This is a genomic window from Macrococcus capreoli, from assembly GCF_025628935.1.
Lineage (GTDB): Bacteria > Bacillota > Bacilli > Staphylococcales > Staphylococcaceae > Macrococcoides > Macrococcoides capreoli.
In genome coordinates, this window is record NZ_JAOTIS010000004.1 from 146,289 (window position 1) to 158,368 (window position 12,080).

A 12,080-nucleotide genomic window follows, 5' to 3' on the forward strand; every position below is an offset into this window, starting at 1 on the left:
CTTTTATTTAAATATATACCGCAGTAATCACCACAATCATCAGTGCGATAATTAATGAAAAAATATCAAGTATTAATTTAGCTTTTTGATCGTTGAATTTATTTTTGTAACTTGTAATTTCAATGTTCATAAACAAACATAGCGCAAGCAACGTAATCCAGTATTTCATATTTCCCGGGATATGCATCACGGTAGTATAGATGAAGAAGCACAGGCCAAGTCCTAAAATTATGCGTAATACATTCAAAACAGGTAATTTAACATGATAAATACTCGTATAGCTAATAATTAAATACATTAGTATAAATAAAGCGATTAAAAAGATCATATTGTGCGTCCTTTCTTAAAGTACATCATTAAAACGATTGTACCGATTACAGTCATTATAGCACCAAAATAAAATGGTGCATCGATTTGTTGCGATAATATGCCAGTAAAAGCGAGCGGGCCAAGGATTCTACCTAAACTATCCATACTGTAACTGATTGAAGTCAGTTTACCCATATTCGCACGATGGCCTTCTTTCGTTAATTGGCTCGTCAGTAGCGTTCTCACTAAAGCATTTCCTGCCATTAGTAACACAAGACAAAGGCCGGCAAACCATAAATTCATTGAGAAGGGTAACAAGATAAATGCGATAATTGTGATGATTTGTCCGGTGATAATGACAGGTTGTTCTTTACCATCTTTAACTTTACGTAAGTAACCACCTTGCAGACCGGCATTGACAAGCCCTCCAACCATGAATAACATGCCCATTTGTGTTGAAGTAATATTTATTTTCTCGATTTCAAACAGCTGGAACGTACTTTCCATACCGCTCATAGTGAACATCACGATAAATGTTGATAGTAATATTAAGATAACTTGAGGTGTCATCATTTTAGGAGATATTTTCTTGTCTTCGTTGTGTGTTTCACCATGATACGTTTCAGATAAAGTCATCATAGATAGCACAGCAATCAGCACAAGAATCCCACTTGTAACGAAGTATGGTATTTGATAACTGATGCCTGATAATAAACCGCCAACAGCTGGTCCAAAGATAAAGCCGAGACCAATCATCATCCCCATAAGTCCCATATATTTATTGCGTTCTTCAGCGCTTGTCATATCACTTACCATACTCGTCGTTGTTGAGAAACACGCGCCTGAGAAAATTCCGCCGATAATACGTGCTGCATATAGCATTGCTAAATTATCGATAAATATCCCAAAGATTAAAAAACTCAATGTAAATCCAATCAGTCCGATAAATAGAATTTTTTTGCGACCGATTTTGTCTGAAAGATGTCCCCAGAACGGTGCAGCAATAAATGAAAAAATGGAATAACTAGCGAGTAGTAATCCCATATGAAAGGCGTTTAAATGCATGCTATGCACTAGTGCCGGGATGACAGGGATAACAATGCTGAACCCGAAATATATAAAGAACTGTATTGCCATTAATAATTTGATTTGTTTATTCATAAAGTCACTCCAAAAAACTTAATATCTTTATTGTAGCGAATATTGAACGAAAAGCATATAAAAAGTCACGGTTAACCGTGACTGTAAGGTTTACATTTTATCTCGTGTTTCCTGAATTGCTTTTTCAATTTCAACAAGTTTTTCTTCTAGTTTAGGAGAAGATTGACCTGTTGATTCTACTTTTTCTAAATCATTTTGAATGCGTATATATTCTTCTTTTAGTTCTAGTAATTGTTGTTCTAAATTCATATATTATTTCCTTTCTACAGGGATCCAGATTTCTACTTTCGGGTTATCGGTTTCAAATTCCATACCGAACGGATAAAATTCCATATCTGCAGTTTGTAACGGAATGAATGGTGCATCTTTAAACCATGTGCCATAAATGTATTCGAATGTATCTTGAATTGCGGTTGGAATCGGTCCTACTGCTTCAAATACAACCCATTCTGATGCAGGGATATGTACCGTTTCATAGTTGTCCTGAGGCGTCTTTGTTGCAACAGAAATTAGATAGTTTAAGTGTTGTGAAGGTACTGTCTTGATGCAAGCGCCGATATGTCCTTTTAAAGTTTCGACATCATTTATTTGCTGCAACGTATTGAGTGTTCCATCCTCATCTAAAACATCCCACAGTGGTTTAATTTCTCCCATCGTTTCAGTCGTAAATTCTCTCTTTAAACCACATAGGTAAAAAGCATCAAGCGAAACAACTTTATATGTCATATTAAAACCCCCTTATATCTGAAATATACAGCAAAAGTGTTATATTATAAAGTGACAAGAATATTGGAGGCTTTCAAATGAGTAAAAAAGTGAAAACAAACGCATTAAGAAAATTAGATCAACAAAAGATACCTTATGAAATATTCACTTATTCAGTTGATGGGGATCAAGTTGATGGCATAACCGTTGCTAACAAGATTGGTCAGCCTATTGATGAAGTATATAAAACGCTTGTATTACACGGGAAAAATGGACATTACGTCGCTGTAATCCCAGTTGAAGCAACGCTTAATATTAAGGCGATCAGTAAAGTTGTAGGTGAGAAGAAGCTTGAAATGCTTGCAGTGAAAGATTTAGAGAAGACGACAGGATATATTCGTGGAGGTTGTTCTCCTGTCGGGATGAAGAAACAATTTCCGACGGTACTGGATGAATCAGTGCAACATCACGAGACAATCATTGTAAGTGCGGGTCAAATTGGATTACAGATGAAAGTGAAAGTTAGTGATTTATTACATTTAATCAATGCGAAAGTGAGTGGTATTGCGGATGTTGATTAAAGATAACTACAAAACAATATCACTTAAAGATCGCAGAACGATTGTGATTTCAGACATACATGGTTCGATTACATTATTTAAACAATTACTCGATAAAGTCAATTATACAGAGGAAGACCGATTGATTATATTGGGAGATATCATTGATAAAGGGCCTAACAGTATTGAAGTCGTTGAATATGTTGCTGAATTGCTGACAAGACCACATGTACATATGGTGTTAGGGAACTGTGATTGTATCTTTGATGAATTAGAAGAGGATTATTTATATGGATATATGCAACGTCGTCATACGATTGTACATGAAGCATTAAATAAACTTGGAAAGACGTTAGATGATTATACAACACAAAGTGAAATGGCAGCCGATATAAGAGCGCATTTCGGATATTTACATGATGTTGTGCGTGATTTACCTTTAATGATTGAAGCGGAAGATTTCATATTCGTGCACGCTGGATTAGATCAACAGAATTATATGCATACATCGCGTTATCATGCGCTAAATATGCCGTATTTCTTTGAACAGACACATGATGCAGACAAGATGGTTGTAGTAGGACACTTTCCGACATGTAACTTTGTAACAGATGGATTAATGAATAACAATATTAAAGAAAATAAAGCAGCTCGCATCATCGATATAGATGGTGGCAATCAAGTGAAGTATAGCGGGCAACTCAATGCGCTTATCATTCAATATGAAGAGGATGTTTATACGCTAGATATGATGTCTGTTGATGATTACTCTCGATGTGAAATTATTCAGGATTTTAAAGTGAGTTTCCAGGAACCACATACGTTTACTTATCCTTATTTTGAAATAGAAGTTTTTGATGGTGATGAATATTTTACGCAGGCGAAACATATCCATACGGGTATTGATTTCATGGTAAAGACAGAATTTATTATGGAAACTGAAGACGGATACCGTTTGAAGGATGATTATACAGATTACTTTATGGATGTGACGATTGGGGAAGAAGTTGCTGTTATTGATGATAGTTATTTAGGTTATACGTTAATTATGAAAGATGGTATTACAGGATGGGTGCCAGACGAAGTACTTTAATATTAAGAGAGAAGGATGAGTATGACACAGCGTTTCATTACTGTGATTTGCTTAATTGCACTAGGATATTTACTAAAAAAATTGAATTTTATTAGAGAAGCAGACGGTCGTGTCATTGCTGTATTGGTAATGAATGTAACTTTACCATCACTAGTGATTGTTACATTAAGTAAGGCAGAAATAGACACTTCGCTTTTAATGATTCCAGTATTTATGATTATCTATGCAATTTTTGCAAAGATAATCATGATAAGTTTATTTTTAAAGTATAATAATGAAATTCGTGGTTCTGTTGGAATGATGGCTTCTGCTTTCAATATAGGGATATTTGCGTATCCTTTAGTCGAGCAAATGTTTGGTGCAAAAGGTCTATTATATTTTGGGATGTTCGATATCGGCGGTGCTATTGTAATGTTTGGAGTGACTTATTTTATAGGGAATTATTATAGTGAAGGTGGCGATACTTTCGACTTTAAGTATATGCTCACAAGTTTGTTAAAGGCTGTCCCTCTGATGACATATGTTATTATGCTCATCATAAATTTATCACATGTACGTTTACCTGAACCTATTGTTGAATTTTTCTCAGTTATAGCAAAAGCAAATATGCCATTATCGATGATCTTACTCGGCGTATTTTTGAATTTCAAAATTGAGAAATATTACTTACCGATAGCAGTAAAATATTTATGTATTCACTATGGACTTGGCGCTGTAGCAGGTGTGTTATGTTATACATTGTTACCGTTTGATCAAATGTTTAGAATGACTTTGCTGATTGGCTGGCTATTACCGATTGGGGTGGCGATCGTGCCATATGCTATTGAATTTAAATATAAGACCGTTCCACTTATTAGTATGGTGACTAACCTTACAATTGTGATTTCAATCATAATATTATATTTGTTTCAGATGATTATGATATAAAAAGATGTTGCTAATATTCAAAAAAACCTCCTGGCGAAACTATGAGCGTTGCGCCAGGAGGTTAAATGATTGACAAGTGAAATATGTCACTTACGAGAAAAAATATCAAAAATCATCTTCTTTACGTGTTAAGTATTATTCCACAGTATATTTAAAATGATTCATCTCATTTATTTTTTTAAAGCCAATTGCTTCATAGAAAGCGATATTTTTTTCTCGTTTACTTTTTACTGAAATCTGTATACGCTTCGCGTGATGTTTAGTAAACGCATGGTGGACTGCAAATGACACAAGTTCATGTCCGATACCTTTATTGCGATATTGTGGATGTGTTGCTAAATATTCGATGTTACAGACATCATCATCATTAATTTGTATCCATATATAAGCTTTTGCCAAACCTTCATTTAAGTACAGATAGAGCTCATGTGTATGACCGATTGTCGAAAGGATTTTGTCACGCATCGTCTTATAATCAATTTGTAAATCTTTCATGAGTTGCGTGAAGCTTTTCTTATAGATGGGTTTATATTTAATGATTTGTGGTGCGATATCACCTGTTTTATCATCTGTTGCTTCCATTATATATGTCGTACCGAGATATTGTGTGCGTAGTCTCTTCATGACCGACTGACCAAACCTGTGGTCTTCGTGGAAACTAAAATAATAAGTCTTAGTATCAGGGTGATCTCTTAAGAAATCCTGCCACATGACTTGAATCATTTCCAGTGTTTCTGTATCTGTTTTTGTTGTAATTGGACCTAAGGCGTTCGCTTCTGTTTCGTTAATGTGTTCAACACCGAATGCTGCGATAATGGTTTCGTTATCTGTAATTTGAATCATATCATTAGGGTGGATTGCACTCAGTTGATCAATAATACTTTGCTTCGTTAGTCGGATATAGCCGACATGATGTTTGCTGTCCTGATTCAATTGATATAAAAATTCAGCTAATAATTCAATATCATTCATATATGAAATTTGCAAGTCGTTCACTCCTCGAAATAATGCGCTAATGTTTCAAGTATCCCTTTATTATAAGGTGAATGTGTATGTTGTTTATATTTAGCTTTCGCTTCAGGTGTTGCATTACTTACTAAATAGCCATGTTTTACTTCGTTTAACATAAGTAAGTCGTTACCACTATCGCCGAAAGCAAATGTGTTATCAGGATCAATATTAAACTTTTGAGTTAAATATTTCACGACGGCGTGTTTGCCTGCGATAGATGGATAAAAGTCAACGTCATAATACCCTTCAGGATCTCCGATAAGTGGATTACATTTACTCACATTAACGATGAAGTTATGCGCTGCCCCTAACTTTTTAATCTTATCGATATTGTGCGCATCTATAGCACCTAATCCTTCATAATAATAATTACGCGAAAATGGTGCATGTTCGAATGGGATTTGCGTAATTAAGTGAATGTTGTCTTCTTTTAATTGCTGTTCAATATTTAATATAACGGATTTATCAAAGTTGAGCTGCTGAAACTGCTGATAATAATCTGCGTCCCGTATTAATTTACCACCTTCAACATAATATATTTCAGTGCCTGAATTGGTTGAGATAAAGTGAGGGTAATAAGCGTAATGTCCCTTCTCAAGACACGTTTCTATCATTTCTTTCGTACTGGCTGAAATGATACCGAATAGAATACCTTTAGATGCAGCATACTGCGCAAGAAACGTGTCCAGTGCTTTTACGTCTTCTGGATTGCTTAAATCGTGTGCAAAGTATGTTTCATCAAAATCGGAACACACTAAATATTGAATGTTATCTGGAATTTGAAGTGGTTTCATATCGATGCCTCCTTAGTTATTTTAAGCATAACGGAGCAAAGGTAAAATAACAATTGTAAACAGTATAAAAGTGAGTGAAATAAAAATCTGTTATAATTTAATAAATCAATGAGAATAGGACGGATAATATGAAATCAGTAGTACTCGCTGAAAAGCCTTCAGTAGCACGTGATATTGCGCGCGTATTGAATTGTAATCAAAAGAAAAATGGATATATGGAAAATAATCAGTATATCGTTACATGGGCATTAGGACATTTAGTAACAAATGCAGATCCTGAGCAATACGACAGTAAATATAAAGCATGGGATATGAAAGACCTCCCGATATTACCTGAACGTATGAAATCAGTTATTATCGGCAAGACGCGTAAGCAGTTTAATGTTGTGAAAGCACAAATTGAAAGACAAGATGTGAATGAAGTGATTATCGCTACAGATGCAGGACGTGAAGGAGAACTTGTCGCACGTCTCATTCTGGAGAAATGTAAAGTTAATAAACCGATTAAACGATTATGGATTTCATCAGTTACAGATGGTGCGATTCGTGATGGATTTAAAAACTTAAAGCCAGGCAGTGCTTATCATGGTTTATATCAAGCGGCGCTTGCTCGTAGTGAAGCGGACTGGATTGTCGGTATAAACGCAACGAGAGCATTAACAACGAAATACGATGCACAACTATCAACAGGACGTGTGCAAACGCCAACGCTTCAAATGGTGAAAATACGTCAAGATGCCATTAACCAATTTAAGCCAAGACAGTACTACAGTTTAAATGTTGTTGTTGATGGCGTAACATTGAACTGGCAGACGCCACATCGTATATTTGATGAAACGGTCGTCGATCAATTGATGCAAGATTTAAAAGGGAAAAAAGCAGTAATTACAGATGTGGTATCTCATGAAAAGAAACGATTCCCTGGGAAATTGTATGATTTAACCTCTCTACAGCAAGATGCATATCGTAGATTTAAGTACTCGGCAAAAGAAACATTAAGTACGATGCAAAGCTTATATGAAACGCATAAATTAGTGACGTATCCAAGAACGGACTCAAATTATTTAACGACGGATATGGTCAGCACATTAAAAGAAAGAGTAGCATCCCTTGCTTCAACAGAATATAGAGCCCAAGTTGTAGAATTGATGAAATCGCCACTCAAAGCAGGCAGTCATTTTGTTAATGATGCGAAAGTCAGTGATCACCATGCCATTGTGCCAACTGAAGTACGTGTAAATTTAGATAGTTTAAGTGCACGTGAACGCAATATTTATATGCTAATTGCAGAGCGCTTTTTAAGTAATTTAATGCCACCGTATGTATATGCGGAGCAAAAGGTGACTGTCACGATTGGGGAGTCTTTATTTGTTGCGAAACAAGAAGAAACAATTCATCCTGGATTTACGGCGTTAAGTACGGCTAATACTGGAAAGAAACATCATATATTTAAGAAAGGCGCGGTGTTAGATACCGTAAAGCTTAATAAGACAACGCATGTAACTGAGCCACCACCGTATTTAAATGAAGGTAGCTTGTTAAAGGCGATGGAGAATCCGAGCAGCATTTTTGAGATTGATAAGACAACACAATCTACATTAAAGTCTGCAGGAGGTATCGGTACAGTTGCAACACGCGCAGATATAATAGAGAAATTGTATAACTTAAATGCTATTGAGAACATAAATGGCAATATTAAAGTGACGAACAAAGGGCGACAGTTGCTAGAACTAGCTCCTAATGCATTGAAATCACCTGAACTTACAGCTGACTGGGAACATAAACTTACATTAATTGAGAAGAATAAATATGATAAAAATAAATTCATTAATGAAATGCGTGCATTTACGAAAGAGATAATTGAGGAAATTAAATCAAGTGAAGATAAGTTTAAGCATGATAATTTGACGACAACAGAATGTCCGACATGTGGTAAATTCATGCTTGAGAAAAAGACGCGTAACGGTAAAATGCTTGTTTGTCAAGATCCGACATGCGGTACTAAGAAAAATGTACAACGTCAAACGAATGCACGTTGTCCGGAGTGTAAGAAGAAATTAGTATTGCACGGCAAAGGTCCGAAAGCGATGTATAGTTGTAAATGTGGTTTCAGAGAAACGCAGGAACAGATGGACAAACGCTTTAAGTCGCGTAAGACAGGTAAAGTTTCTAAAAATGAGATGAAAAAATATATGAAAAAAGAAGACGAGCCAATTAACAATCCATTTGCAGACGCGTTGAAGAATTTAAACCTTTAGCATTATACGTTGCTTTGTTACCTTTTTCTGCACGGTTTAAGTGGATTTCTTGCCAAATCAAAGGGAATGGCACGTTATTTATGATTTCCGTGCCAAATTAAACGATTTGGCACGATTTCACCAAATTTCGTGCCACTCTATCTATCATTCAAGGTATAATAACCATCTTTAAAGCTATAGTGTTTATCAATAACTCTTTTTGTTATGTTTCTAAAATCTCTACCAATCCAACTATGTGCTTCTTTCATAGTAAATCCTCGATCTTTTAATATTTCATATTCAATTAATGCTTGTAATATCAATTTATCTTTTTTTAATTTTGAGCCACAGCTCGGACAAATGGTAGGACTATTTCCTCTTTCCATGTCAATCTTTCCTTCACATTTCAAACATGTTACGCCACCATTAAGTTGTTTTATATCAAATTGAGGTCGCTGTTTGTTTAATGTATTGGGTACTGAAAGGTTAACGAAATAGTTTTTAATGCGATGTTCGTACTTACCAGAAGGAAGTTCGTTGCGTATACGTTGCATCATAGGATGGATTTCATAGTAGGTCACTAATCCATGTATGTTCTTATTAATCGTAAATGTCTTATTTATAAATATCATTTTACAAACTAATCGATGAGGTATATCTGTACTCCCTATTATTTGACGCATGCCTTTTTCGAGAACATCGAACTGGGTTGTAGGACTTTTAATATTTTTTTGATTTTTAGTCCACGTTTCTCCATCAACGCAGTACTGCCCACTATGATTTTTGATATCAAAAGCATAAATCGTTTCGCCGGTAATCACCAATCGATCGACCTCAAATGATGTGCCATAGTATTTCAACACGACATTAAACAATTCAATATGGTGAGACATAATAGGAAATGTTTCAACAAATTCTTTCTCTCCAAAAAAACCATACCTAACAAAAAAGTAATCCTCACTATACACATATCCTTCTAATCTTTTCTTCAATGCATCTTCTAACATCATCATTCTAGGTGGTCGTAACATGTATGTCCTCCAAAAAATTATATACTTCATAATTAACAGATAAATTTCAACTGAATATTAACGCTGCGTAAAGTATCGTAAAGATTTCATAGAAAATTTAAGTTAAAAAAATAATTCTGGCGATACTCTCCTAAAATATGGTCTAAAACGAACATTCATAATAAAAAAATAAAAAAAGTATTGATTTATCCGAACATTGAGCTTAGACTATACAAGTATAAAAATTAAAAAAGGGAAGTGCACTATGAGAAATTATTTTAAGTTTGATGAGTTAGGCACTAATTACAAAAGAGAAATTCTTGGGGGCTTAACAACGTTCTTGTCAATGGCCTATATATTAGCAGTAAACCCTGCAATGTTATCATTAGCAGGTGTAAAAGATATTCCTGATAGTATGCGTATGGACGCAGGGGCAGTCTTTGTTGCAACAATATTAGCATCTATCGTTGGTTGCTTGTTCATGGGACTTATCGCAAATTACCCTATCGCATTAGCACCGGGTATGGGACTAAATGCGTTCTTCGCATTTACAGTGGTGTTACAATACCATATTCCATGGCAAACTGGATTAACAGGCGTGTTATTCTCAGGTATTTTCTTTGCGTTACTTACAATGACAGGATTACGTGAAACGATTATTAATGCGATTCCATTTGAACTTAAGATGGCAGTCTCTGCAGGGATTGGTTTATTTATAACATTCGTAGGTTTAAAAGGTGCGGGTGTCGTTCAAGCGAATCCTGCAACGTTAGTATCATTAGGTAACTTACATGATCCACATGTATTGCTTGCAGTAGCAGGTATCGTGCTTACGATTATATTAATGGCGAAACGTGTGCCTGGTAGTATCTTCATCGGCATGGTGATTACAGCTGTCGCAGGTATGTTATTTGGCTTAATTGATGCACCTAAACAAATCATCGGTGCTGTACCAAGCATTGAACCGACGTTTGGTAAAGCATTTGATGCATTCAGCACACCATCAGAACTATTTAACTGGAAGTTCTTATCTATCGTTTTAACATTCTTATTCATTGATTTCTTTGACACTGCGGGAACTTTAGTGGCAGTAGCAACTCAAGCAGGATTAGTAAAAGATAATAAATTGCCACGTGCTGGCCGTTCATTATTCGCAGATTCATTAGCAACAATTGTTGGTGCAATATTCGGTACATCAACGACAACTTCTTACATTGAATCATCTGCAGGTGTAGCTGTTGGTGCCAGAACAGGTTTTGCAAGTGTTGTAACAGCACTATGCTTTGCATTAGCGTTATTCTTCTCTCCATTAATGGCTGTCGTTACAAGTGCGGTTACAGCGCCAGCATTAGTTATCGTTGGGGTATTAATGGTAAGTAATTTAAATAAAATTGAATGGCAAAAGTTTGAGATTGCAGTACCTGCATTCTTAACAATCATTATGATGCCATTAACATATTCGATTGCTACAGGTATTGCTTGTGGATTTATCTTCTATCCGATTACAATGGTAATGGCGAAACGCCATAAAGAAGTACATCCAATTATGTATGTAATGGCCGTTATTTTTATTTGTTACTTTGCCTTTGTACAACACTCATAAAAAAATCGAGACCCTTCAAAAGGTCTCGATTTTTTATTTGTATTCTCTTACAGTTTCGCCGGCGCGATGTCTATCGTAATGTGTTGTATTACCGCGATATTCACGCGTACTGAGAACAATACCGATATAGGCAATCATTAAGAAAAACATCAACCAGTGCATAAACATACCTATAATAGGAATAAAAGCGATGGCATTAGCAATGATACCAGCAACAGCAATTGTGCTCAAAGAAGTTCTTGCTTCATTTGTACGATCAATTGCAGTAATTAATAACATCAAAATATACAAACTAATATTAGTTCCTAATGGAGCGAGTCCAAGAGAAATGTTATAAAGTCCGCCGAATACAGGTAACCCTAAAAGGCCTTCTTTTATTAACATAATAACACCTAGAATCAACAAAATGATACGAATTGGTTTCTTCAATTTAGTTTCCTCCATATTATAAAGTAACAAATGAAACTTTTTCTTTGTATATACATTATATCATGGTATAATCTAATCCTATGCAAAAACGCTCAGTTAGACATTTTTAGAGTTTCTACTATATAAATATAAATACACATTTGAACGATATTTACACATTATTAATAAAGATTTAGACTATCTTAAAAATAAATTAATAAATATCACCAAAAGTATTGCTTTATCAATAGATTTCGTGTAT

The 12,080-nt window shown here is 35.1% G+C and carries 13 protein-coding genes; 5 read left to right on the top strand and 8 right to left on the bottom strand.

Features of this window, described 5'->3' with window-relative positions; genetic code table 11:
• Positions 1-7: 7 nt before the first annotated feature.
• The 4 genes from mspA to OCL94_RS04580 form a co-directional block, all read right to left on the bottom strand.
• Complete coding sequence (gene mspA, locus OCL94_RS04565; protein ID WP_262995030.1) at positions 8-328, bottom strand: membrane stabilizing protein MspA; 321 nt, start codon at positions 326-328, stop codon at positions 8-10.
• Entirely contained in the window at positions 325-1,470 is a 1,146-nt protein-coding gene (locus OCL94_RS04570) for an MFS transporter (RefSeq protein WP_262995032.1), read from the bottom strand. Before OCL94_RS04570 ends, mspA begins: the two co-directional genes overlap by 4 nt.
• Positions 1,471-1,560: 90 nt before the next feature.
• Positions 1,561-1,719, bottom strand: coding sequence for an SE1832 family protein (locus OCL94_RS04575; protein ID WP_262995034.1), 159 nt, complete (start codon positions 1,717-1,719; stop codon positions 1,561-1,563).
• Positions 1,720-1,722: 3 nt separating this feature from the next.
• Positions 1,723-2,196 carry a GyrI-like domain-containing protein gene (locus tag OCL94_RS04580; RefSeq protein WP_262995036.1) on the bottom strand — a complete coding sequence of 158 codons (474 nt, stop codon included), beginning with the start codon at positions 2,194-2,196 and terminating at the stop codon, positions 1,723-1,725.
• A 77-nt stretch (positions 2,197-2,273) separates the two neighbouring features.
• Here OCL94_RS04580 and ybaK point away from each other — a divergent pair, with 77 nt between their 5' ends.
• Genes ybaK through OCL94_RS04595 form a run of 3 tightly spaced genes read left to right on the top strand, consistent with a single transcriptional unit; the run spans position 2,274 to position 4,755 of the window.
• Positions 2,274-2,756 (top strand): Cys-tRNA(Pro) deacylase, encoded by a 483-nt coding sequence (ybaK, locus tag OCL94_RS04585; protein ID WP_262995038.1) that lies wholly within the window; start codon positions 2,274-2,276, stop codon positions 2,754-2,756.
• Positions 2,746-3,828: a metallophosphoesterase gene (locus tag OCL94_RS04590; protein WP_262995040.1), complete on the top strand. Its 1,083-nt coding sequence runs from the start codon at positions 2,746-2,748 to the stop codon at positions 3,826-3,828. The genes ybaK and OCL94_RS04590 overlap by 11 nt, the downstream gene beginning before the upstream one ends.
• Positions 3,829-3,849: 21 nt before the next feature.
• The gene (locus OCL94_RS04595; protein ID WP_262995042.1) at positions 3,850-4,755 is read left to right on the top strand and encodes an AEC family transporter; all 906 of its coding nucleotides are present in this window, start codon (positions 3,850-3,852) and stop codon (positions 4,753-4,755) included.
• A 135-nt stretch (positions 4,756-4,890) separates the two neighbouring features.
• Here the strand turns inward: OCL94_RS04595 and OCL94_RS04600 are convergent, their stop codons facing one another.
• On the bottom strand, positions 4,891-5,742 hold the full coding sequence (locus OCL94_RS04600) for a GNAT family N-acetyltransferase (protein WP_262995044.1): 852 nt from the start codon (positions 5,740-5,742) through the stop codon (positions 4,891-4,893).
• 5 nt (positions 5,743-5,747) lie between these two features.
• The gene (locus OCL94_RS04605) at positions 5,748-6,560 is read right to left on the bottom strand and encodes an HAD-IIB family hydrolase (RefSeq protein WP_262995046.1); all 813 of its coding nucleotides are present in this window, start codon (positions 6,558-6,560) and stop codon (positions 5,748-5,750) included.
• A gap of 128 nt (positions 6,561-6,688) precedes the next feature.
• On the opposite strand from OCL94_RS04605, the gene OCL94_RS04610 reads away from it, so the two are divergent.
• On the top strand, positions 6,689-8,818 hold the full coding sequence (locus OCL94_RS04610) for a DNA topoisomerase III (protein ID WP_262995048.1): 2,130 nt from the start codon (positions 6,689-6,691) through the stop codon (positions 8,816-8,818).
• Positions 8,819-8,955: 137 nt separating this feature from the next.
• Here the strand turns inward: OCL94_RS04610 and OCL94_RS04615 are convergent, their stop codons facing one another.
• Positions 8,956-9,828 carry a nuclease-related domain-containing protein gene (locus tag OCL94_RS04615; RefSeq protein WP_262995050.1) on the bottom strand — a complete coding sequence of 291 codons (873 nt, stop codon included), beginning with the start codon at positions 9,826-9,828 and terminating at the stop codon, positions 8,956-8,958.
• A 244-nt stretch (positions 9,829-10,072) separates the two neighbouring features.
• Here OCL94_RS04615 and OCL94_RS04620 point away from each other — a divergent pair, with 244 nt between their 5' ends.
• On the top strand, positions 10,073-11,410 hold the full coding sequence (locus OCL94_RS04620; RefSeq protein WP_262995052.1) for an NCS2 family permease: 1,338 nt from the start codon (positions 10,073-10,075) through the stop codon (positions 11,408-11,410).
• Between the two features lie 33 nt (positions 11,411-11,443).
• Here the strand turns inward: OCL94_RS04620 and OCL94_RS04625 are convergent, their stop codons facing one another.
• A complete protein-coding gene (locus OCL94_RS04625; RefSeq protein WP_262995054.1) occupies positions 11,444-11,839 on the bottom strand; it encodes a hypothetical protein in 396 nt (131 codons plus the stop codon).
• Between the last annotated feature and the right edge of the window lie 241 nt (positions 11,840-12,080).

What these genes read in the sequence shown, in the direction of transcription:
- mspA (WP_262995030.1), bottom strand. Translation starts at nt 328, where the DNA reads ATGATCTTTTTAATCGCTTTATTTATACTAATGTATTTAATTATTAGC.
- OCL94_RS04570 (WP_262995032.1), bottom strand. Translation starts at nt 1,470, where the DNA reads ATGAATAAACAAATCAAATTATTAATGGCAATACAGTTCTTTATATAT.
- OCL94_RS04575 (WP_262995034.1), bottom strand. Translation starts at nt 1,719, where the DNA reads ATGAATTTAGAACAACAATTACTAGAACTAAAAGAAGAATATATACGC.
- OCL94_RS04580 (WP_262995036.1), bottom strand. Translation starts at nt 2,196, where the DNA reads ATGACATATAAAGTTGTTTCGCTTGATGCTTTTTACCTATGTGGTTTA.
- ybaK (WP_262995038.1), top strand. Translation starts at nt 2,274, where the DNA reads ATGAGTAAAAAAGTGAAAACAAACGCATTAAGAAAATTAGATCAACAA.
- OCL94_RS04590 (WP_262995040.1), top strand. Translation starts at nt 2,746, where the DNA reads ATGTTGATTAAAGATAACTACAAAACAATATCACTTAAAGATCGCAGA.
- OCL94_RS04595 (WP_262995042.1), top strand. Translation starts at nt 3,850, where the DNA reads ATGACACAGCGTTTCATTACTGTGATTTGCTTAATTGCACTAGGATAT.
- OCL94_RS04605 (WP_262995046.1), bottom strand. Translation starts at nt 6,560, where the DNA reads ATGAAACCACTTCAAATTCCAGATAACATTCAATATTTAGTGTGTTCC.
- OCL94_RS04610 (WP_262995048.1), top strand. Translation starts at nt 6,689, where the DNA reads ATGAAATCAGTAGTACTCGCTGAAAAGCCTTCAGTAGCACGTGATATT.
- OCL94_RS04615 (WP_262995050.1), bottom strand. Translation starts at nt 9,828, where the DNA reads ATGTTACGACCACCTAGAATGATGATGTTAGAAGATGCATTGAAGAAA.
- OCL94_RS04620 (WP_262995052.1), top strand. Translation starts at nt 10,073, where the DNA reads ATGAGAAATTATTTTAAGTTTGATGAGTTAGGCACTAATTACAAAAGA.